This is a genomic window from uncultured Nostoc sp. (assembly GCF_964247315.1).
In the GTDB taxonomy this organism is placed as follows: Bacteria; Cyanobacteriota; Cyanobacteriia; order Cyanobacteriales; family Nostocaceae; genus Nostoc.
On sequence record NZ_CAXTTT010000122.1, the window covers coordinates 1 to 22424 of the forward strand.

The following is a 22424-nucleotide window of genomic DNA, read 5'->3' on the forward strand; positions in this document are numbered from 1 at the left end:
GTAGTCTCAATGCCGGGGACGGAAATGACACTATCATCGGTAACGCTACTGGCGGGGACGGCGGCAACGGTACTGCCGGCGGCTACTATACAAATATTTGCGGCGACGGCGCTACAGCGACTGGAATCAGCAACAGTGGTAGTCTCAATGCCGGGGACGGAAATGACACTATCATCGGTAACGCTACTGGCGGCAACGGCGGCAACATTAGTAACAACAAATTTGGTCAGTCCGGTTATGGCGGCAACGGCGCTACAGCGACTGGAATCAGCAACAGTGGTAGTCTCAATGCTGGGGATGGAGAAGACACTATCACCGGCAACGGTACTGGCGGCGACGGCGGCAAAGGTGTTTACAGCGGCAACGGCGGTACGGGGATTGGCATCAGCAACACTGGCAGTCTGAATGCCGGAGATGGGGAAGACGCTATCATTGGCATCGGCACTGGCGGCGATGGTGGCGATTCGGATAACAACTATGTGGATTTCGGCGGCGGAGCCGGTAGTGGTGGCACTGGAACAGGTATTAGTAACACTGGCAGTCTCAATGCCGGGGACGAAAATGACACTATCATCGGCACAGGTATTGGTGGCACTGGGAAGGACGCTCGCGGAAGTGGCGATGGCGGTACGGGGACTGGCATCAGCAACACTGGCAGTCTGAATGCCGGAGACGGAAATAACACGATCGCCGGCACAGGTATTGGCGGCATTGGTGGCAATGGGTTTAATAGCGGCGATGGCGGAACTGGAATCGGCATCACTAACAGTGGCAGTCTGAATGCAGGGGACGGAAATGACACGATCATTGGTAACGGTACTGGCGGCATCAGTGGGTTTGCCGGCGGGTCTTCTGGCGACTATGGCGGTACTGGAACTGGCATCACTAACAGTAAGAAACTGGATACCGGAGGCGGAGAAGATACGATCGCTGGCACAGGTATTGGCGGTATTGGTGGTTACGGTAACATCAGCGGCAATGGCGGTACTGGAACTGGCATCGCTAACAGTGGTAGTCTGAATACCGGGGACGGAAATGACACTATCATTGGTAACGGTACTGGCGGCAATGGCGGCAGTACCGTTATTGGCGGCGATCCTGGGATCGCTGGCAACGGTGGTACGGGGACTGGAATCAGCAACAGTGGTAGTCTGAATACCGGGGACGGAAATGACACTATCACTGGCACAGGTACTGGCGGCAACGGCGGTAACGGTAACTACTCTATCGGCGACAGTGGTACTGGTATTGGCATCCAGAACATTAAAGATGCCACCATTATTACAGGGTGTGGCAACGACACGATTACAGGTTATGGCAATAGTTCAGGAAAAAACGCCACTGCTTATGGCATCTTCAATGATGGAGTCATTAATACTGGTAATGGTCGTGACATCCTTATTGGTCAGGCGACAGTAACAATTGGTAGTACTGCCTATGGCATTTATGGACAGGGAACCATCAAGACTGGCGATGGCAATGATGACATTATTGCCACCAGTACCATAGATACAGTTCAACAGAAAGTTACTATCGGTGGTGGGAGCAACATTGATCTAGGGAATGGGAATGACTACTTTAAAGGTTTTGGTGTTGCAACTGTTGATGGCGGGTGCGGCTGGGATACCCTTGACCTCAGTATTTTCAATCGTTCTGAACTCACCATTTCAGGTGTGATTTCAGGCAATGCCCTTAATCCTGCTAACATTACCTTCAATAACAATGGAAATCTCAGTCTCATGTCCACGGCTGGGTTTGAGAATTTTATTTTTGCAGATGGCTCTTTTTCCTACAGCGCTTTGACCTAAAACTAGAATTATTTCCATCTCAGCAACTTTCAGCTTTTTTAGACTGGGATGGAAGTTGCTTTGACGCACTCTAACGCTCTTTCATCACTTTAATGGATGAAAGAAAAATCAAAGCCAAAATCTCAAACTAAGAGAGAATTAGAACTTTATACTTGAAATTATCAGGGATTTCCAAGAAATAAATTACGAACCATAGAAACGCAGAGAACACAGACAGAGGAGAAATAGAGAGGATTTTTGGTCAGTTTTGGGATATTTTTTTATTTGGAAGTCGCTAATTCTGTCATCGCTTGATTAAAAACTGCCAAAAATATCACAATTTGGGAAAATAATAAAGTAAGTCGAATATTATACGACTGACCCAAATTATTCTAGGAAAATATGACTCATCCTTTCCTTGAACGCCTGCGTAGTCCAGATAGCCCAGTCCTCGTCTTCGACGGGGCGATGGGAACCAACCTGCAAACCCAAAACCTGACTGCTGAAGACTTCGGCGGCCCACAGTATGAAGGTTGTAACGAATACTTAGTCCACACGAATCCCGAAGCTGTCGCTAAGGTTCACCGAGACTTTCTCGCTGCTGGTGCAGATGTGATTGAAACCGATACCTTTGGCAGTACGTCCCTGGTGCTGGCAGAATATGACTTAGCAGACCAAGCCTATTACCTCAGCAAGACAGCCGCAGAATTAGCCAAGCGTGTCGCTGCGGAATTTTCCACGCCCGAAAAACCCCGGTTTGTGGCAGGTTCCATCGGTCCCACAACCAAACTACCTACCTTGGGACATATTGACTTTGACACTATGAAAGCTACTTTTGCCGAACAAGCAGAAGCGCTGTGGGATGGTGGTGTCGATTTATTCATTGTCGAGACTTGCCAAGATGTGCTGCAAATTAAAGCGGCGCTGAATGGCATTGAAGAGGTGTTTGCCAAAAAAGGCGATCGCCGTCCGTTGATGGTGTCTGTGACAATGGAAAGCATGGGCACAATGTTGGTTGGTTCCGAAATCAGTGCTGTGCTGACAATTCTGGAACATTACCCAATTGACATTCTCGGTCTAAACTGTGCCACAGGCCCAGACTTGATGAAACCACATATCAAGTATCTGTCAGAACATTCGCCTTTCATCGTTTCCTGTATTCCCAACGCGGGTTTACCGGAAAACGTCGGCGGTCAAGCGCACTACCGCCTAACACCGTTAGAATTACGGATGGCCCTGATGCATTTTGTTGAAGATTTGGGTGTCCAAGTGATTGGGGGTTGCTGTGGGACGCGTCCAGAACACATTCAACAATTGGCAGAAGTCGCCAAAGACCTGAAGCCAAAAGTTAGACAGCCAAGTTTAGAACCAGCAGCAGCATCAATTTACACCACTCAGCCTTACGAGCAAGATAATTCCTTCTTGATTGTTGGCGAACGTCTCAACGCCAGTGGTTCCAAGAAGTGCCGCGATTTACTCAATGCGGAAGATTGGGATGGACTGGTTTCAATGGCGAGGGCGCAGGTAAAAGAAGGCGCACACATTCTCGATGTCAACGTCGATTATGTGGGACGCGACGGCGTGCGCGATATGCACGAATTAGTTTCGCGCATTGTCAATAATGTGACATTGCCTTTAATGCTTGACTCCACCGAATGGGAAAAGATGGAGGCAGGTTTAAAGATTGCTGGTGGTAAGTGTTTGCTGAACTCTACTAACTATGAAGATGGCGAACCGCGCTTTTTGAAGGTGCTGGAGTTAGCGAAGAAATACGGTGCTGGTGTAGTCATTGGTACTATTGATGAAGATGGGATGGCGCGGACAGCAGACAAAAAATTTGCGATCGCACAACGCGCATACCGTCAAGCTGTAGAATATGGAATACCACCCACAGAAATATTCTTTGATACCCTAGCGTTACCAATTTCCACCGGGATTGAAGAAGACCGAGAAAACGGTAAGGCGACAATTGAATCCATTCGACGAATTCGTGAAGGATTGCCTGGATGTCATGTGATTTTGGGTGTTTCCAATATTTCCTTTGGTTTGAATCCAGCCTCGCGGATGGTGTTGAACTCGGTGTTTTTGCACGAGGCGACGACGGCGGGAATGGATGCAGCCATCGTCAGCGCTAACAAAATTTTACCGCTTTCCAAGATTGAGTCACGCCATCAAGAAATTTGTCGGCAGTTGATTTATGACGAACGGAAGTTTGAGGGTAATGTTTGCGTTTACGATCCTTTGGGAGAGCTTACCACAGTGTTTGCCGGGGTGACGACAAAACGCGATCGCTCTTTAGATGAAAGTCTCCCCATCCCAGAACGTCTCAAACGCCATATCATTGACGGCGAACGCATTGGCTTAGAAGAACATCTCAAAAAAGCCTTAGAAGAACATCCCCCCTTAGAAATTATCAACACTTTCTTGCTAGATGGCATGAAAGTTGTCGGGGAACTATTCGGTTCTGGACAAATGCAGCTACCCTTCGTCTTGCAATCTGCCGAAACCATGAAAGCGGCGGTTGCCTTTATAGAACCGTTCATGGAAAAATCAGAATCAGGCAACAATGCCAAAGGAACCTTTATCATTGCCACAGTCAAAGGCGATGTCCACGACATTGGTAAAAACTTGGTAGATATCATCTTATCCAACAACGGCTACAAGGTGATTAACCTGGGAATTAAGCAGCCAGTGGAAAACATCATCAACGCTTACGAACAGCATAAAGCTGATTGTATAGCCATGAGTGGTTTGCTGGTAAAATCCACCGCTTTCATGAAAGAGAACTTGGAGGTATTCAACGAAAAGGGAATTAGTATCCCCGTGATATTAGGTGGTGCAGCGTTGACTCCCAAGTTTGTCTATGAAGATTGCCAAAATACCTATAAAGGTAAAGTTGTTTATGGCAAAGATGCCTTTTCTGACTTGCACTTCATGGATAAATTAATGCCAGCTAAATCAGCTGGTAACTGGGAAGATTTGCAGGGATTTTTGAACGAAGTCAAAACTGCTGAAGTTTCGACGAATGGTCACAAAGAATCAGTAACTACAACTACTGAGAAAACAGTATCTACTGAACCAAAAGAAGTAGATACGCGGCGTTCTGATGCTGTGGTGATAGATATTCAACGTCCCACACCGCCTTTTTGGGGAACGCAGTTATTGCAACCTAGTGATATTCCCATTGAGGAAATATTCTGGCACTTGGATTTACAAGCTTTGATTGCAGGACAGTGGCAATTCCGTAAACCAAAAGAGCAATCTAAGGAAGAATATCAGGCTTTCTTAGCTGAGAAAGTTTACCCAGTTTTAGAAACTTGGAAACAGCGAATTATTGAAGAGAATCTGTTGCATCCCCAGGTGATTTACGGGTATTTCCCTTGTCAAGCCGAGGGGAATTCTCTACATATATATGACTCAGAAAACCAATCACAACAGGTTGCAACTTTCGAGTTTCCCAGACAGAAGTCTTTAAGGCGGCTGTGCATAGCAGATTTCTTTGCACCGAAGGAGTCGGGAATTATTGATGTCTTCCCAATGCAAGCGGTGACTGTAGGGGAAATTGCCACAGAGTTCGCCCAAAAGCTGTTTGCTGCCAATCAATACACCGATTATCTGTATTTCCACGGCATGGCGGTACAGGTAGCGGAAGCTATAGCTGAATGGACACACGCCAGAATTCGCCGGGAGTTAGGTTTTACTGCTGATGAACCCAACAATATTCGGGATATCTTAGCACAACGCTATCGTGGCTCACGGTATAGTTTCGGGTATCCAGCTTGTCCAAATATTCAGGATCAGTACAAACAACTGGAGTTATTGCAGACTGACAGGATTAACTTGTATATGGATGAAAGCGAACAACTTTATCCAGAACAGTCTACCACTGCAATTATTGCTTATCACCCATTAGCAAAATACTTTAGCGCGTAGAATCCTACTCGTTAACCCAATACACTTGGTGTTAGTGATATTTTGCCCTGGAAGATCCCCTTAACCCTCTCCTTGTAGGAGAGAGAAGGGGAGTAAGATTCAAAGCCTCTCTCTTTGTAGGAGAGAGGTTTGGAGTGAGGTTCAGATGTTACTTTCATGATTTTTCCGGGAATCCTGTAGTTGTATACGCACCAAATTTATTAATCTCTCAGCTTAGGTAGGCTTATTTATGCAACTCATCAGCTCGTTAGATATTAGAAATTCGGAATATTTATCAAAAAATCGCCTCATCAGTTACCATCACCAGTTGCGTCTAATTTTTTCACTGGGTAATCAGGTAAAAAACGTTCTAGAAATTGGGATTTTTAATTCTCTATTAACAGACATCCTGAAGAATAATGGATACAACGTCTCTACTGCTGATATTGACCCCAGCCTCAAACCAGAAATAATTTTGGATTTGACTACAGATTTTTCATTACCAAAAGATAAATTTGATGCGATTGTCCTGTTTCAAGTGCTGGAACATTTCCCCTACCCTGAGTCAGAAGAAGCATTGAGAAAACTTGCTATTGCAACTAAGAAATTTTTGGTGATTTCGATTCCCTATTGCACTCAATACCTCTCGTTTCAGGTGAAAACTTCTTTCTCTGGTAGACCAAGGTATTTACTATTCAATGTGCCAAAATTCTGGAGTACAACGCCCGTCTGTGACGAACACTGCTGGGAAATGGGTTTAAAAGGTTATCCTAAAAAACGGATTTTAAACTCTGTTGCCAAAGCTGGGTTAATTGTTAAGCAAGGATTTATCGATCCCAGTTATCCTTACCACTATTTTTTGGTGTTGGAGAAGAATTTTAGTAATACTTAAACAGCAATCTGTGAAGAGTGGGGAGTCGGGAGTAGGGAAATCCGAATCAGAAAATGGCGGCAAACAATGCTCAAAAAACGAGCGTAGGCGCAGCCCGTCGTAGACATTGCCTAAGTTATGCTTTTAAAATCCTAATTGGTATCATACCCTTCTATGTTCTCCGGGTTTATCCTGGAAAACAGATGGCTAGGTTGTATTACCTACTATCATCGTTTCAGATACTAACATCGAAAATTACCAATTATGCTAGAACAAGGCACTATCAGTATTCATACTGAGAATATTTTCCCGATCATTAAGAAGTCGCTCTACTCAGATCACCAAATCTTCTTGCGGGAACTGGTATCCAACGCTGTAGACGCCATCCAAAAGCTGAAAATGGTATCCCGCGCTGGAGATTATGCTGGAGACCTCGGTGAACCAGAAATTGAACTTGCCATTGACAAAGATAAGAAAACCCTATCCATCTCCGATAATGGTATCGGGATGACCGCAGATGAAGTTAAGAAATATATCAATCAGGTTGCCTTCTCTAGTGCTGAAGAATTTATTCATAAATATGAAGGCAAATCAGATCAACCGATCATCGGTCACTTTGGTCTTGGTTTCTACTCTTCCTTCATGGTGGCGCAAAAGGTAGAAATTGATACTTTATCTTATCAAGAAGGGGCGCAGGCGGTTCACTGGTCTTGTGATGGTTCCCCAGCATTCACCTTAGAAGACTCGCCCCGAACAACTCGCGGCACTACTATTACTCTCAGTCTGCAAGGAGAAGAAGAGGAATTTCTCGAATCAGCACGGATTAAAAATCTTGTCAAGACCTACTGCGACTTCTTGCCAGTCCCGATTAAACTTGATGGGGAAGTAGTAAATAAGCAAAAAGCGCCGTGGCGAGAGTCTCCAAGTAATCTGACTAAAGAAGATTATTTAGAGTTTTACCGCTATCTGTATCCTTTTCAGGAAGAACCACTATTGTGGGTACATCTAAATACAGACTATCCCTTTATCATTAACGGGATTCTGTATTTTCCGAAAATGAGACCGGATGTAGATGTTACGAAAGGGCAGATCAAGCTATTTTGCAATCAAGTTTTTGTTAGCGACAACTGCGAAGAAATTATCCCGCAATTTCTAATGCCGATGCGGGGTGTGATTGATAGTACCGATATTCCCCTAAACGTATCGCGCAGTGCCTTGCAAGGCGATCGCACCGTGCGGAGAATTGGTGATTACATTGCCAAAAAAGTAGGCGATCGCCTCAAAGAACTTTTCCGCGATAACCGCGAACAATACATTAACGCCTGGAAAGACCTCGGCACTTTTGTAAAATTCGGTGTTCTCAACGACGAGAAATTCAAAAAACAGATCGAAGATATCATCGTCTTCCGCACCACCGCCAAGCTGACAGAAAAAGTTGCGGCTGAAACTCCAGTGGTTGAAGTCCAGTCTTCAGAGGGTGATGCTTGGCAAGATGTCACTCCTTCACCCAATGCTGAGAACTCAGCACCCAGCGCTCCCTATACTACGCTCAAAGAGTATCTAGAACGCAACAAAGAACGCCACGAAAACCGGGTTTTCTACAGCACTGATGGAGCAACCCAAGCTACATACATAGAACTGCACAAAAATCAAGGCTTGGAAGTCCTGTTTATGGACTCCTTCATCGACACCCACTTTATCAACTTCCTAGAGCGGGAATATCAGGATGTCAAGTTTACGCGGGTAGATTCAGATTTAGATAATACCCTGCTAGAACAAGACAAAGCGACAGAAATTGTCGATCCCAAGACGAACAAAACCCGGAGTGAGACGATCAAAGAGTTATTTGAGAAATCCCTCAACAAACCCAAACTCAACATCCGTACCGAAGCTTTGAAATCAGACGATCCTCAAGGAACACCACCTGCGATCGTGCTTTTACCAGAGATTCTCCGCCGCCTGCGGGAAATGAACGCTATGATGCAACAGCAAACAACAGAGTTTCCTGAAGATCACATTTTGCTGGTGAATACTGCTCACCCACTGATTCAAAATCTGGCAAATATTAACCAAGGTAGTATCATTCAAGGTGACGGTCAATCGCCTACAGATCAGTTAGTCAACTTGATTTGCCAACACGTCTACGATTTAGCGCTGATGTCTCAGAAAGGATTTGACGCTGAAGGAATGAAATCCTTCGTCGAGCGATCGAATGAGGTACTCACCAAGCTGACAGAACAAGCAAGTAAATAGTGCTGAGTGCTGAGTGCTGAGTGCTGAGTGGGAAGTTAGGAGTTAGGAGTTATTTCTCCCCTGCTTCCCTTGCTCCCCTATCTCTCTCATCTCCCCACTTCTGTTGCCTAAGACCTAAAATGGAAAGGTTGTATTAAAATAACAATCTGGAGCTACTTGCTATGTCCCGTCGCTGTGAACTAACTGGTAAGAAGGCAAATAACGCCTTTGCTGTTTCCCACTCCCACCGCCGTACTAAACGCCTTCAGCAGGCTAATCTGCAAAACAAACGTGTTTGGTGGGAAGGCGGAAATCGCTGGGTGAAATTAAAGCTGTCTACCAAAGCAATCAAAACCTTACAAATTAATGGGTTAGAAGTAATGGCAAAAGAAGCTGGCATTAACCTGAATCATTACTAAGTAATCTGGATTTTATAACCTGAAACTTTCGTAGGGTGGAATATAGGTAATTCGTAGGGTAACACAGCTTGTGCTACCCTACTGCCTTGTAAAGCTAGTTTTGATGGTTTGTACTTAGCACTAAAGTGTTTAGAAAATAAAGACTAAAGTCCTTACTACGAACTTGCTTACCGAACATTGATTTCGGTAATATTAGATAATTGTTTTACCTTTTCTGTTACCCAATCGACACGATCCTTTCCCCAAAATCTCTCGCCTTCCACTACCCAGGTTGGAACTCCAGGACAACCAAACTGCTCGTATTCTGCCAAAGCTGCCACTGCTGCTTGTTTAGCTGCTTCCCCGTGGATTAACTCAAGAATGCGATCGCCATTCAGCCCAACATCATTTGCAACTTTCCTAATCACAGACTCATCGTTGACATCAAGTAGGTCAATATACGTCGCTCGAAAGAATGCGGCATCAAGCAGATGCTCCTTTCCGGTTCCACAAGCAGCGTAATACGCTCTCGCAGTCAGTTCTTCGCGACCAAACTTCATTTTCTCCCAGCCCTTGACCCACCTACCAAATTCTTCAAGCTCCTTGAGCCGAATTTCAATGCCGTACTTTTTTGCCCAGCGCAGACAATCTTCTTTGTGATAGGACGATAAAAGAGCGCTTTCACTTCGTCCTTGGAGATCAGCTACCTTTATCCCACGCTCCTTCGGTATATAGATTGGTCGTCGTTCAATATCAACAGGCAATCCGCGCAAAGCTTTTTCGGCAAGAGCAATACCAATATATGAATTTGACGAGTGGTATATCGAGTATGAGTATACTTTGATTCGCTGCGACATCTTGGCTACCGTAGCTACCTAATTGATAATATTACGAATTAGCGATCGCAGCAGTAGCCAATATTCAATCATCAGAGTTCCCAATCCTCAATCCGTGTCTGGTTGCTACAGTCGCGGTGAAAAATACTAAGCTGGTAGATAGCACGTTTAAACTTTAGCGGAAATTCAAAATCGCATTCATCGGCGGTTTAAAATTCTCCATTGGCGAACTACCTGTAATTACATTATGTTTGATGCTCTATCTGACCGTTTAGAATCAGCCTGGAAAAAACTGCGGGGACAGGACAAAATTTCTCAATCCAACATTCAAGATGCATTGCGCGAAGTGCGCCGCGCCTTGTTGGAAGCAGATGTCAATCTCCAGGTAGTAAAAGATTTTATTAGCGAAGTCGAAGCCAAGGCACAGGGAGCCGAGGTGATTACCGGCGTGCGACCTGACCAACAGTTCATCAAAATTGTTCACGATGAACTGGTGCAGGTGATGGGAGAAGAAAATGTTCCCATAGCAGAAGCCCAGGAGCAGCCTACTATTATTCTCATGGCTGGGTTGCAAGGTACTGGTAAAACCACAGCTACTGCTAAGTTAGCTTTACATCTTCGTAAATTAGAGCGTAGCTGCTTGTTGGTGGCGACAGACGTATATCGCCCAGCAGCGATCGACCAATTGGTGACATTGGGTAAGCAAATTGACGTACCAGTATTTGAACTAGGAAGCGACGCCGATCCCGTAGAAATCGCAAGGCAAGGTGTAGAACGCGCTAGGGCAGAAGGTGTAAACACAGTAATTATTGATACTGCTGGACGCCTGCAAATTGACGAAGATATGATGGCGGAATTAGCCCGCATCAAAGCAACCGTCCAACCCGATGAAACTCTGTTGGTGGTGGACGCGATGACTGGTCAAGAGGCCGCAAATCTTACCCGCACGTTCCACGAGCAGATCGGCATTACTGGAGCGATTCTCACCAAGATGGATGGTGATAGCCGTGGTGGTGCTGCGCTTTCAGTGCGGCAGATTTCGGGAGCGCCGATTAAATTTGTGGGCGTAGGTGAGAAAGTCGAGGCACTGCAACCGTTTTATCCCGATCGCATGGCATCGCGGATTCTCGGTATGGGCGATGTGCTAACCCTGGTAGAAAAAGCCCAGGAAGAGTTTGACTTAGCCGACGCTGAGAAAATGCAGGAAAAAATTCTGTCAGCGAAGTTTGACTTTACTGACTTTCTCAAGCAATTGCGGATGCTGAAGAACATGGGTTCTCTGGGAGGCTTGATCAAAATGATTCCAGGAATGAACAAGCTCTCAGACGATCAACTCAAACAGGGAGAAACCCAGCTGAAGCGCTGTGAGGCGATGATAAACTCCATGACTCGCCAAGAACGCCACGACCCCGACTTATTAGCCAGTTCTCCCAGTCGGCGGCGGCGGATTGCTGCTGGCTCCGGTTATAGAGAGTCAGATGTCAGCAAACTGGTGGGTGATTTCCAAAAAATGCGATCGCTCATGCAGCAAATGGGTCAAGGTGGCTTCCCTGGAATGCCGGGAATGTTCGGTGGCGGCGGTATGGGCAACGCCTTCGCAGGTGCTGGCAATCGTCCCCCAGCCCCCGGATGGCGAGGTTATGATGGTGTCCCAGCCACGAAAAAGAAAAAACCCAAAGATAAAAAGAAAAAAGGCTTTGGCAATCTTTAGGCATTGGGCATGGGGCAAAACAGTTCCGAGTTCCGAGTGCTGAGTCATCCGTGAGATTCCCCACTCAGCACTCAGCACTCCTGAAGGGCATGAGGTATGGGTAGTTTGCTAATGACAAATGACAAATGACTAATGACAAATAGCAGCAAATGCTAGACGAGTGCTAAAATTAGCATTTCGGCATACTTACCAATTAGGAGAATGATTCTTCAACCATGATCAAACTGCGCTTGAAACGATTCGGTAAAAAGCGGGAAGCAAGTTACCGCATTGTCGCCATTAACAACCTCGCTCGCCGCGATGGCCGTCCCTTAGAAGAGTTGGGATTCTACAACCCCAGAACTGATGAAGTGCGACTAGACGTTCCCGCCATCGTCAAGCGACTACAACAAGGCGCTCAACCCACTGACACCGTTCGTCGCATTCTAGTAAAAGCTAATGTTTTTGAGCAGCTCAGTGCAACAGCCGCATCATAATTTCGGAACAAAACTCCCAACAGCTAGCCCCAACTATGTTGAGCTGGTTCGGTTTTTGGTGCAGCCGTTTTTGGAATCTCCAGAGACATTAAGCGTCGATTGTGAAATTTCTCATGCCCTCAACCGGGTTTGGATTCGCATCGCCTTTGATAGCACAGATAAAGGAAAAGTATTTGGTCGAGGGGGACGCAATATTCAGGCGATTCGTACAGTAATTGCCGCAGCCGCAGCCGCAGCTGGGCAATCAACATACCTGGATATCTACGGCAGCACCACTCCGGGCCGCGAGGGTATGTCTTTTGATGAAGACACAGAAGAGCGATCGCCACCGCCGACTAAGAGAGAACCGCGTGCAAATGATGGGCCTAAACCCATTGTTAAACCACGCCTCCGCTAGGTTGAAACTAAAGAGCAAATCTGAGCGGTTGTTGTTACCTCCGCTCAGAATTTTTATAAAGATGGAAAGTAGCAAAAAGATTTTTAAATCTTTTTTTGAACTCTTCACTAGTAGAGGCTATGCCCTCACCCCCAGCCCCTCTCCCAACATGGGAGAGGGGAGCAAATTCTCCAGTTCCCCTTCTCCCATGTTGGGAGAAGGGGTTAGGGGATGAGGGCAACCCTACGGCCGATTAATTTGTTGCAAAAATTTTCCCAAATGTAGGTAATAAAAGCATAATTTCGCCGTTAGCGAGAAAAAATTAACCTTTGTCAAATACAGATCCTCACCAATTAAGAAATACTATGGCAGGTGCCTTAACAATTCAGCTGCCGAATATTACCAGTGCGATCGCTCTTGGCGGAGATGGAGAAGAAAATCTCAAAATCCTATCTCGGCAAACAGGAGCCGCTTTAGTGTTACGCGGACAAGAATTAGTGATTTCTGGTACTGAAGGGCAAATCGATCTGGCTTCTCGATTAGTGCGATCGCTTGAAGACCTCTGGATTAAAGGCAATACTATTTCCAGTGCCGATATTTTAACAGCTCGTCAAGCCATAGATAGCGATCGGCAAGGGGAACTGCAAGATTTACAGCGAGATGTCCTCGCCAAAAGTCGCCGGGGTGAACAAGTCCGTGCCAAAACCTTCCGCCAGCGCCAATATATCGACGCACTCCGCAGACGCGATCTCACCTTTGGAATTGGCCCTGCTGGTACTGGTAAAACTTATCTCGCTGTTGTTGTCGCCGTGCAAGCACTCCTTGCTAACCAGTTTGAAAAGCTGATCTTAACTCGCCCTGCCGTCGAAGCCGGCGAAAAACTCGGTTTTTTGCCTGGAGACTTACAGCAGAAAGTTAATCCCTATCTTCGCCCACTTTACGATGCTATTTATGAATTCATCGACCCAGAAAAAGTACCCAGTTTAATGGAACGCGGTGTGATTGAAGTCGCACCACTCGCCTATATGCGGGGACGCACCCTCAATAACGCCTTTATAATTGTTGATGAAGCTCAAAATACTACACCCGCTCAGATGAAAATGGTTTTAACTCGTTTGGGTTTCCGTTCGCGGATGGTGATTACAGGCGACATGACACAAACTGATTTACCACTTCACCAACAATCGGGTTTAGGAGTAGCTTTACAAATTTTAAAACACGTTGAAGGCATTGCCTTTTGCGAATTTTCCCAAAGAGATGTTGTACGCCATCCTCTAGTTCAGCGTATTGTTGTTGCTTATGAACAATATGAAAAATAGTCATTAGTCATTGGTCATTGGTCATTAGTAAAAAAACTAATAAATGACAAAGGAGAAATGACTAATGCAAATGACAAAAGACAAATGACAAATGACAAAGGACAAATAACAAATGACCACAACATTGAAAGAATTTTTAGCAGCTTGCGAGACTTTGGGAACTTTGCGTTTAATTGTTACTAGCAGCGCTGCTGTATTAGAAGCACGAGGCAAAGTAGAAAAGTTATTTTATGCAGAATTGCCTAAAGGTAAATATGCGAATATGCATACTGAAGGCTTTGAGTTTCACTTGAATATGGATAAAATCACTCAGGTGAAATTTGAAACAGGTGAAGCTAAGAGAGGTAACTTTACAACCTATGCCATTCGGTTTTTAGATGATAAACAAGAGCCTGCTTTAAGCTTATTTTTGCAATGGGGTAAACCGGGAGAATATGAACCCGGACAAGTGGAAGCTTGGGAAACTTTAAAAGAGAAGTATGGGGAAGTTTGGGAACCTTTACCAGCAGAAATTTAACACAGCTAAACTGATAAGGGTGGAGGAAATCGGATATCTGCACTGAACTGCTCGATATTAACGCTGCGATGAATCGGTAAAATATATTCTAAATTTTCGTGTGGACGGGGAATAATGTGATTAGAAAGTACCTCGCCACCGTCAACTCGCAGCACCGCCTTTAATCCTGCTGTCACTGCTACATTTACCTCGCCTATAACTCCTCGAATTAACACGGTAATTCGTCCCAAATCAGTATTTTCATAACCAACAAGGGTTACACGAGCAGCTTTACACATAGCATCTCCCACTTCTACCGCAGTGGGAACGCCATAAACTTCAATCATGCCTAATGCCAATGTCATGCTGTCACTATAATTTGGGATAGGGCTAATTATCTCACTACAAAGTTTTAATTTTTTACAGAGAATTACTTAATTTTTAATCGATACATAATAAACATTAAATACAAAACTGCTAATGCTTGTAATGAAGGAAATTTGGAGTTTTTGCTTGCTAGTTTTTTTCCTATTGTGGGGTGGTGAAGCTTTTGCAGGAGAGTTATCTCAAAGGTTAGCAAATTTTCCCCAATGGGAAAAACTAACTTCAGTGCAATCTGCTTCGGGTGATTTAGTTTACCCTGAATGGATGGCTGGTACTTGGAAAGTTACAAGTACCTTAGTAGATTTAGCTGCGCCTTTAGCACCAGAGATTGTAACACCAGGGTTTGAAGGTAATCGCCGACAATTAAATCAGCCTGTGAGTTTTGTAGTAAGATTTGTGAAAGAGCAACCATCTATTGCTGGATTAAAAATATTTCCTCAGAGAGATTACAAATCCCCCATTTTAATAGCAGATAGAGCCTTTAATAGCTTGAATTTGGCACGAGCTTATTTAGGGGATGAAGCAGTGTTATTAGTCAAAGTAGATCCAGATTCACCTAATCGTCAAATTACGTTTTTGCGTAGCAGTCGCGAACTAGTTTCCATTGTGACTGCACGCGCTACAGAAACTACCCCTAATGGCGAGTTCATCACCACAGAAGTGTTTCAACAACTATTTAAAGGCGGTTCACGCCCCTATTTCAACTCTGTAGAATCTACTACGGCTTATCATAAACTTCCAACATTCAATCCGGCGATTGAGGCAGATCAAGTTACTGCTGTGTATCTTTCACCCCAAGATCCAGATTACTTTAAAGCTGATTCTCGACCAGTTGCTCTCTACCGCTATCGCCTCGAATTTTTCCCTCAAGAACTAGCAAGTACTCCTAAAGAGTGATTTGTCATCTAGCTCTTGACTATTATGTAGTACGTTTGTAGTATACAAATTCCAAGTTTACGATCGCGCTCTTGGACGGTGTGCATCATGGCCAAATTTCAAGATATTGTCAATTACTTTCGCTCTGATTGGAAGCTGAGTGTTTTTAGTATCGCAGCATCCGGCATTTACGAAATTATTGATTTGGTTGTTCCTTATGCAATCGGGCAGATTTTAAACGTTTTGTCTGGTCAAGCTTTGGATAAACCACTTCAAAGTGCGATCGCAAGTTTTTCAGACATTACCAATTACCCAGTCAATAAAACTCTATCTTTGAGTGTATTACTGGGTTTAATTTTCGTTGTCACCGTAGTAAGAGCGCCAACACAGCCCTGGTTGACTGGTTGGTTTCACTGGGATATAACTTTCAGGTCGCGTCGAAACAAAACCGAAGCAGCCATCGCCAAAATTCTTACTCTCCCACTGGAATTTTATGACGAAAATAACCCCGGACGCATCGCCGGAAGAGTAGCTAGAGGTGTTGAAAACCACGCTTGGGCGTATCCCGAAATCGCCGGACAGTTGATTCCTAAACTGGTTCGTGTACTGGGAATTTTTGTGTTTATTTTGGTGATTGAGTGGCGAATTGCGATTTTATATCTAATTTCCTTTGTAATTATTCTCAGCTTCAGCTTGAAGGATTTACAGCAATTGATTAGGTACGAAAGTCGTCTGAATAAATATGCAGAGAATACCGAAAGCCGCAATTCTGAACTGATCACCAATATCAAAACGGTGAAAGCATTTGCTACAGAAGCTAGGGAACTGAAACGGCAAAAGCAACGTCTAGATCGTGAATTAATAGTGGTTGATTATCGCATCCACAAAGGTTATGTGAAACTGGGTACTTGGCAAAGGACTGTAATTCAGTTTTGTGTGTTTACAATTCTGGGTTTGACTTTAGCAGCAACAGTAGACGGTAGAATTTCTCTCGGTCACTTTATCATGACCTTAACTCTTTCCAGCATGGCATATGCCGAATTAGAACCTATTACTAACTTGGCAGAAGTTTTCGCCCGTCGTTACTCTTCCATGCTGCGGTTTCACGAATTTCTCCAAGAGCCAACTGCATCTGATTCAGCTAGTCTTTTAGAAGAGAGCAAGCAGGCAGAATCACCTTATAAATTTACCGGAAAAGTTGAGTTGTCACACGTCAGTTTTGGATATGATGCCAACCATCAAGTTTTGCAAGATATCAGCTTGTTGATTGAGCCATATCAAACAGTGGCATTAGTAGGGCGTTCTGGTTCTGGTAAGTCTACTTTAGTAAAATTACTGCTGCGATATTTTGAACCTCAAGCAGGTCAAATTCTGATTGATGGTCAAGATATTCGCACTTTGAATGTAGGTAAGTATAGACGAAGGCTAGCGATCGTTCACCAAGAAGTAGACGTTTTCAACGGTACTATATTGGATAATCTGACTTATGGCAGACCAGATGCTAGTTTGGAGCAGGTTCAAGAAGCCTGTAGGATTGCCAGAGTCGATGAAGTAGTACAGCACTTACCTAAAAATTATTACACCGTTGTGGGGGAACGAGGTGTCAGGCTATCTGGAGGACAAAGACAACGCTTGGGAATTGCTAGGGCGTTGCTAGTGGAACCAGATGTACTGATTTTTGACGAAGCCACCTCTAGCTTAGATTATGAATCTGAGCGTTCAATTCAGCTAGCGATGCGATCAATTCAGGGCACTTGCACCACCATTGTTATTGCCCACCGTTTAAGCACAGTCAGGGAAGCTGATAAAATTGTCGTTCTAGAGCAAGGGAAGATTGTAGAAGTGGGTAGCCACAATGAACTCTTGCGTCACGAAGGTATTTACCGCCGCTTGCACTCCCTGCAAGAAACAGGAGAACTCCTGAGTTAGAGGATATACACCTTTTAGATTGATCACAAGATGAATCCGCTTGGTTCAATCGACTTTATTCACAATAAGGTCGATTTTTTTATAAACATATCCAGAAATTAAATATGTGTTATCTAAAATCCTTTCGCGCCTATTCGGTAGTACAACTAATATTATCAAGTGGGGAATTTACTCCTATTCCCCAAGAAAAACCTTAGCCATTGAAATTCGTTTTACGCGCTTGGATGAAGCGTGATAAGTAAAGTAAATAATCCATTGCCTACTGCTGGAATACTAATCACGAATCGAAGTCTTCCAAATCAGAAAAAACTAAGATTTGCTCTTATCGGCTTCTTTCTGTGCCGCCTCACTGTATTTTTTATAAAGTTGAGTACGAATTTTAGCTTCTTGATAACGGCTGTGGGTTTGTGGTACAGTACTCATTAAATCTGAAGCCCGTTGCCACTTAGCAGCAATCTCTAACCACTGAGTTGAGGTTGTGGCTGTTTTGCCAGATGCAGAAGCTTGGTTGGCAATTCGCACAGATATTTGAAATGGATCGTCAGATGGCTCAGAAAAGCTATTGTTAGGAGAGCGAGATGGTGTTTGAGCCTTCCTGTGGTTAGTATTTTCTGTAGTTAAAGATTTGGAAGCTTCTGGTTGTATTAGATTTTTCAGTTTATTACCTAGCTGGGCATAAACAACCCAACTAAGCAACAACAGCGAGCATAAACCAGCTGCTACTAATATCTTTGTTTTAGGTTTATTTTTGTATTTTTCTTTGTTAATGAGTACTAAAGGACGAGAGACTTGAGTTTTAGGATAATTTGGTTTTCCTAGTTCAGCTTGAGCTTCTGTGAAATCTTTAATTAATTGCTTTACAATATTGGGCTGAATTAATGTAATTTCCTGCGACCAAAGCAATTGATTCTCGCGATCGCTATCTATTTCTTTTAACCACAGTAATTGTTGTTCTCGAACAATCCGACTGTTGATCTTGACGCGGCGAATATGACGCGGGGCGATAGACTCAAGAATTTGCTGAATTTGTTCTACTAGGGGAGATTGCTCTAGTTGCTCTACTTTAGCTGCCTCGCACAGAATTTGTAAGACACCATCAGAAAAAATGGCTCTAGTTCTGACACAAGACTGGGCTAGCTTTTCGTTCAATAGCTGAATAATCGCCGCAACGCTGCCTTGGTGAGCTTGCCACGCGATATCGTTTATCCGGTCTACCACCTGAAATTTAGTGATAGCTCTTCCACCCTGACTGATTAACGTATTCATTAATTTAGGGACTCTTTTCTACTGACCTCGATCTTGTCTTCGATTTTACGAGTAAAAAGATGAGTTGCCAAATAATATCATAAATATGGAAATATGAAGCCTCCTTTTTGGTTTGGTAAGGACACTCGCTGACGCTCAGGTAATTTGTACGCTTCCACGCCTTGAAAACGCGGAATTATTGGGCTGAAACTGCGCTTTCAAGGTAACGCCCATGCTGACGGACGAGTTAGCTGTTTGACATAGTAGGCGATCATGTCTTTTGGCGATCGCCAAAAGGTCAGATTCAGGTAGGTGAATACACTCTGTTCCCGATGTGAAGCACCGACGATGTGCGATCGCAACTTCATAAACTAAACAAAATAGTCGTATCGGCATACTTTTGTGAGGAATTATCGTTTTTTTTACCTTTTTGCCACAATGGCAATACTAAATAGCACAGCGATCGTTACATTAGAAGATATATAAATAAAAATCAACAATGATTTTTTTTCGTTCGCAGTTCACACAAAACCATGAGTGCAAGTACCATTATTTCCGATAATCCCTTACTCCAAAGCACTGGTTTACCTCCCTTTGCAGAGATTAAACCAGAACGAGTAGTACCAGCCTTCAATCAGTTGCTAGCAGAACTTGACCAGCAACTTGCCACCTTAGAGACTAGCGTACAGCCGACTTGGAGTGGTTTAGTAGAACCCTTAGAAAAGCTGACAGAACGGCTTACCTGGAGTTGGGGAGCGGTAAATCATTTAATGGGTGTTAAAAATAGCCCGGAACTGCGCGAAGCTCATGAAATCGTACAGCCACTAGTTGTACAATTTATCAACAAACTCGGTCAAAGCCAACCCATCTACAACGCTTTTAAGGCACTCCGTAGCAGTGATAGTTGGGCAACTTTAGAATTAGCCCAACAGCGCATTGTGGAAGCCGCCATTCGAGATGCAGAACTTTCTGGTGTTGGCTTAAAAGGAGAATCAAGAGAGCGTTTCAACGCTATTCAGATGGAGTTGGCAGAACTTTCGACCAAATTCTCTAACCATGTACTTGATGCCACGAAAACCTTTAGCTTAACCCTGACAACAAAAGCCGAAATTGACGGTTTACCACCAAGTTTGGTGAGTTTAGCTGCCCAAGCTGCACGAGCAGCAAAAGAAGAGAACGCCACATCAGAAAATGGCCCTTGGCGCATTACTTTAGACTTCCCCAGCTACGGCCCTTTCATGCAACACAGCACCCGTCGAGATTTGCGTGAAAAGCTCTACAAAGCTCATATCACTCGCGCTTCTAGTGGCGATTTAGATAATAACCCGTTAATCGCGCGTATTTTGGAGTTACGGCAAGAACTCGCAGATATACTTGGCTTTAAGAGTTTTGCCGAGTTGAGCCTTGCAAGTAAAATGGCTCCTAATGTTGAGGCAGTCGAAGCACTATTAGAAGAACTACGCCAAGCCAGTTATGATGCTGCTGTCAAAGACTTAAAAGAACTCCAAGCTTTTGCTGCATCTTATGGAGAAGAATATCAGGATTTAAAACATTGGGACATCAGTTTTTGGGCAGAACGCCAACGAGAAGCAAAATTTGCCTTTACCGCTGAAGAATTACGTCCCTATTTTCCCCTTCCCCAAGTGCTAGATGGCTTGTTTGGGCTTGTTAAGCGGCTATTTGGTGTTACTGTTACCCCTGCCGATGGTCAAGCCCCAGTATGGCATGAGGATGTCCGTTATTTCCAAATAGCCGATGAAACTGGTTCTCCCATCGCTTACTTCTACTTAGACCCCTATAGCCGTCCAGCAGAAAAACGCGGTGGTGCTTGGATGGATGTATGCATCAATCGTGCCAAAACTGAAAATGGTGTAACTGCCATCCGCTTGCCTGTGGCTTATTTGATATGCAACCAAACTCCTCCAGTAGATGGCAAGCCAAGTTTGATGACTTTCTATGAAGTAGAGACTTTGTTCCACGAGTTTGGTCATGGATTGCACCACATGCTCACCAAGGTTGACTATGCTGGAGCCGCAGGCATCAATAATGTGGAATGGGATGCAGTGGAACTACCCAGTCAGTTTATGGAAAACTGGTGTTATGAGCGACCCACTTTGTTTGGCATGGCTAAACATTACGAAACTGGAGAAGCTCTACCAGAGCATTATTATCAAAAGCTGCTAGCGGCGCGTAATTATATGAGTGGTACTGGTATGTTACGGCAAATTCATCTTAGCAGTGTTGATTTAGAACTACACTACCGCTATCGTTCCGGTAGCAATGAAACTCCAGCAGATGTGCGTCATCGTATAGCCAAGACTACTACTGTCTTACCACCACTTCCAGAAGATTCAATTCTATGTTCTTTTGGGCACATTTTCGAGGGTGGTTATGCAGCAGGCTACTACAGTTATAAATGGGCTGAAGTGCTTAGTGCTGATGCTTTTGCCGCTTTTGAAGAAGCTGGGCTTGAAAATGAGGAAGCTATAAAAGCTACAGGTCGGCGTTATCGGGATACGGTGCTAGCACTCGGTGGTAGCAAACATCCAATGGAAGTGTTTAAAACTTTCCGGGGTCGTGAACCAAGTACGATCGCTTTGCTCAGGCATAATGGTTTAGTAAGTGCTGCTACAAACTAAACAACACCTATGTAGAGAGGTTGCAATACAACATCTCTACATCAAAATTTTTGTTTAACTGAACATTTATTTCCTAGTTTAAGGTGTTCCTGGAAGAATGGGTTCTTCGGCAACATCATCTAAGCGAATGCTGCCTAACAAATTTCGCCACTCTGCTTTCATATCTGCATCTTGAGGATTTTTTTGGCGCAGTTCAGCTAACGTCGTCAGTGCCTCGTACCATATCCCATTTTGGGCATAGATAGCATAGCGCTTTAGAGGTTCTGCCGTTTCTATTTCTTTGAGTGTTGGTTGACTGAGGTTGACTCGTTTTATTACCCCTTCAACAAAACTTGGAGGCGAGTTCTTTTGCTTGTCACAGTTAATGGTGAAAAACCAATGGTATTGTTGGCCTACTGCTAAAGTGGGAGCAGTGCTAGGCAAAGAAACGCGGATGACTCCGGGCTTATCCGGTAGAGCGATCGCTTTTTTGTATACCTCGTTAGCATCTAAATCTTGCAGCACAAATTCAACTGTATATGGCGAATCTTTGGTATATGGCACATAGAAAAACCAACTTGGATGTTCTACTGTTGTTTGTGCCCAGACATTAATCACTGAATTAGCTTCCTGAGTAAAGGGCACTAAAGCAGTCAAGTCAATTTTAGGTGGAGGACATCCACTAGGCCCGCGCTTTGCTCCACCACGAACACGACCTCCAGGAGGTGGGCTATCTGGAATTGGAGGTTGAGTAAAAGTTGTGGCTTGAGCAAGGGTTGTTTTAGCGTCAGAGCGATTAGGAGTTGGTTTTGCCAGTATTGGAGTCAGGCTAACTAATAAATTTGTACAACTAAAAGCTACTACTAAAAACAGTTTTATCGGTTGTGAATTTAAATTCATAGAAACCTGACCTCATACGATTTTAGATTTTAGATTGGGCATTGAAAAGAGGCAGAGG

At 44.3% G+C, this 22424-nt stretch carries 18 protein-coding genes; 13 read left to right on the forward strand and 5 right to left on the reverse strand.

The annotated features are described in order from the left end of the window. The 5 genes from ACFE93_RS27820 to rpmB all read left to right on the forward strand — a co-directional run. On the forward strand, positions 1 to 1808 hold a 1808-nt coding region (locus ACFE93_RS27820), incomplete at its 5' end, for a beta strand repeat-containing protein (protein ID WP_375478228.1). A 381-nt stretch (positions 1809 to 2189) separates the two neighbouring features. Continuing rightward, positions 2190 to 5720 carry a methionine synthase gene (gene metH, locus ACFE93_RS27825; RefSeq protein WP_375478230.1) on the forward strand — a complete coding sequence of 1177 codons (3531 nt, stop codon included), beginning with the start codon at positions 2190 to 2192 and terminating at the stop codon, positions 5718 to 5720. A 229-nt stretch (positions 5721 to 5949) separates the two neighbouring features. Beyond that, complete coding sequence (locus tag ACFE93_RS27830; protein WP_375478232.1) at positions 5950 to 6591, forward strand: class I SAM-dependent methyltransferase; 642 nt, start codon at positions 5950 to 5952, stop codon at positions 6589 to 6591. A gap of 243 nt (positions 6592 to 6834) precedes the next feature. Continuing rightward, positions 6835 to 8823, forward strand: a complete 1989-nt coding sequence (gene htpG / locus ACFE93_RS27835; RefSeq protein WP_375478234.1) for a molecular chaperone HtpG — start codon at positions 6835 to 6837, stop codon at positions 8821 to 8823. A gap of 161 nt (positions 8824 to 8984) precedes the next feature. Continuing rightward, positions 8985 to 9221 (forward strand): 50S ribosomal protein L28, encoded by a 237-nt coding sequence (gene rpmB / locus ACFE93_RS27840; RefSeq protein WP_375478236.1) that lies wholly within the window; start codon positions 8985 to 8987, stop codon positions 9219 to 9221. Between the two features lie 167 nt (positions 9222 to 9388). Here the strand turns inward: rpmB and ACFE93_RS27845 are convergent, their stop codons facing one another. Then, positions 9389 to 10057: a DsbA family protein gene (locus ACFE93_RS27845; RefSeq protein WP_375478238.1), complete on the reverse strand. Its 669-nt coding sequence runs from the start codon at positions 10055 to 10057 to the stop codon at positions 9389 to 9391. Positions 10058 to 10283: 226 nt separating this feature from the next. On the opposite strand from ACFE93_RS27845, the gene ffh reads away from it, so the two are divergent. The 5 genes from ffh to ACFE93_RS27870 all read left to right on the forward strand — a co-directional run bounded on the left by ffh (position 10284) and on the right by ACFE93_RS27870 (position 14435). Further along, positions 10284 to 11747: a signal recognition particle protein gene (gene ffh / locus ACFE93_RS27850; protein WP_375478241.1), complete on the forward strand. Its 1464-nt coding sequence runs from the start codon at positions 10284 to 10286 to the stop codon at positions 11745 to 11747. 215 nt (positions 11748 to 11962) lie between these two features. Beyond that, on the forward strand, positions 11963 to 12223 hold the full coding sequence (gene rpsP / locus ACFE93_RS27855; RefSeq protein WP_375478243.1) for a 30S ribosomal protein S16: 261 nt from the start codon (positions 11963 to 11965) through the stop codon (positions 12221 to 12223). Continuing rightward, positions 12186 to 12620 carry a KH domain-containing protein gene (locus ACFE93_RS27860; RefSeq protein ID WP_375478245.1) on the forward strand — a complete coding sequence of 145 codons (435 nt, stop codon included), beginning with the start codon at positions 12186 to 12188 and terminating at the stop codon, positions 12618 to 12620. The genes rpsP and ACFE93_RS27860 overlap by 38 nt, the downstream gene beginning before the upstream one ends. A gap of 344 nt (positions 12621 to 12964) precedes the next feature. After that, on the forward strand, positions 12965 to 13918 hold the full coding sequence (locus ACFE93_RS27865) for a PhoH family protein (protein ID WP_375478247.1): 954 nt from the start codon (positions 12965 to 12967) through the stop codon (positions 13916 to 13918). A gap of 112 nt (positions 13919 to 14030) precedes the next feature. Continuing rightward, positions 14031 to 14435, forward strand: coding sequence for a ChuX/HutX family heme-like substrate-binding protein (locus ACFE93_RS27870; RefSeq protein WP_104906784.1), 405 nt, complete (start codon positions 14031 to 14033; stop codon positions 14433 to 14435). A gap of 5 nt (positions 14436 to 14440) precedes the next feature. Here ACFE93_RS27870 and ACFE93_RS27875 read toward each other — a convergent pair whose 3' ends face one another. Continuing rightward, complete coding sequence (locus ACFE93_RS27875) at positions 14441 to 14779, reverse strand: carbon dioxide-concentrating mechanism protein CcmK (RefSeq protein WP_322689724.1); 339 nt, start codon at positions 14777 to 14779, stop codon at positions 14441 to 14443. A gap of 115 nt (positions 14780 to 14894) precedes the next feature. On the opposite strand from ACFE93_RS27875, the gene ACFE93_RS27880 reads away from it, so the two are divergent. Beyond that, positions 14895 to 15695: a DUF6816 family protein gene (locus ACFE93_RS27880; RefSeq protein WP_375478250.1), complete on the forward strand. Its 801-nt coding sequence runs from the start codon at positions 14895 to 14897 to the stop codon at positions 15693 to 15695. Between the two features lie 87 nt (positions 15696 to 15782). Further along, the gene (locus ACFE93_RS27885) at positions 15783 to 17603 is read left to right on the forward strand and encodes an ABC transporter ATP-binding protein (RefSeq protein WP_375478252.1); all 1821 of its coding nucleotides are present in this window, start codon (positions 15783 to 15785) and stop codon (positions 17601 to 17603) included. Positions 17604 to 17912: 309 nt separating this feature from the next. Here the strand turns inward: ACFE93_RS27885 and ACFE93_RS27890 are convergent, their stop codons facing one another. After that, on the reverse strand, positions 17913 to 18869 hold the full coding sequence (locus tag ACFE93_RS27890) for a hypothetical protein (protein WP_375478254.1): 957 nt from the start codon (positions 18867 to 18869) through the stop codon (positions 17913 to 17915). Positions 18870 to 19066: 197 nt separating this feature from the next. Then, the gene (locus ACFE93_RS27895; RefSeq protein WP_375478256.1) at positions 19067 to 19216 is read right to left on the reverse strand and encodes a hypothetical protein; all 150 of its coding nucleotides are present in this window, start codon (positions 19214 to 19216) and stop codon (positions 19067 to 19069) included. A gap of 165 nt (positions 19217 to 19381) precedes the next feature. Between ACFE93_RS27895 and ACFE93_RS27900 the strand changes: the two genes are divergently transcribed. Beyond that, positions 19382 to 21487 carry a M3 family metallopeptidase gene (locus tag ACFE93_RS27900; RefSeq protein WP_375478258.1) on the forward strand — a complete coding sequence of 702 codons (2106 nt, stop codon included), beginning with the start codon at positions 19382 to 19384 and terminating at the stop codon, positions 21485 to 21487. Positions 21488 to 21565: 78 nt separating this feature from the next. On the opposite strand, the gene ACFE93_RS27905 is transcribed toward ACFE93_RS27900, so the two are convergent. Then, a complete protein-coding gene (locus ACFE93_RS27905; RefSeq protein ID WP_375478260.1) occupies positions 21566 to 22366 on the reverse strand; it encodes a DUF928 domain-containing protein in 801 nt (266 codons plus the stop codon). Positions 22367 to 22424: the final 58 nt, after the last annotated feature.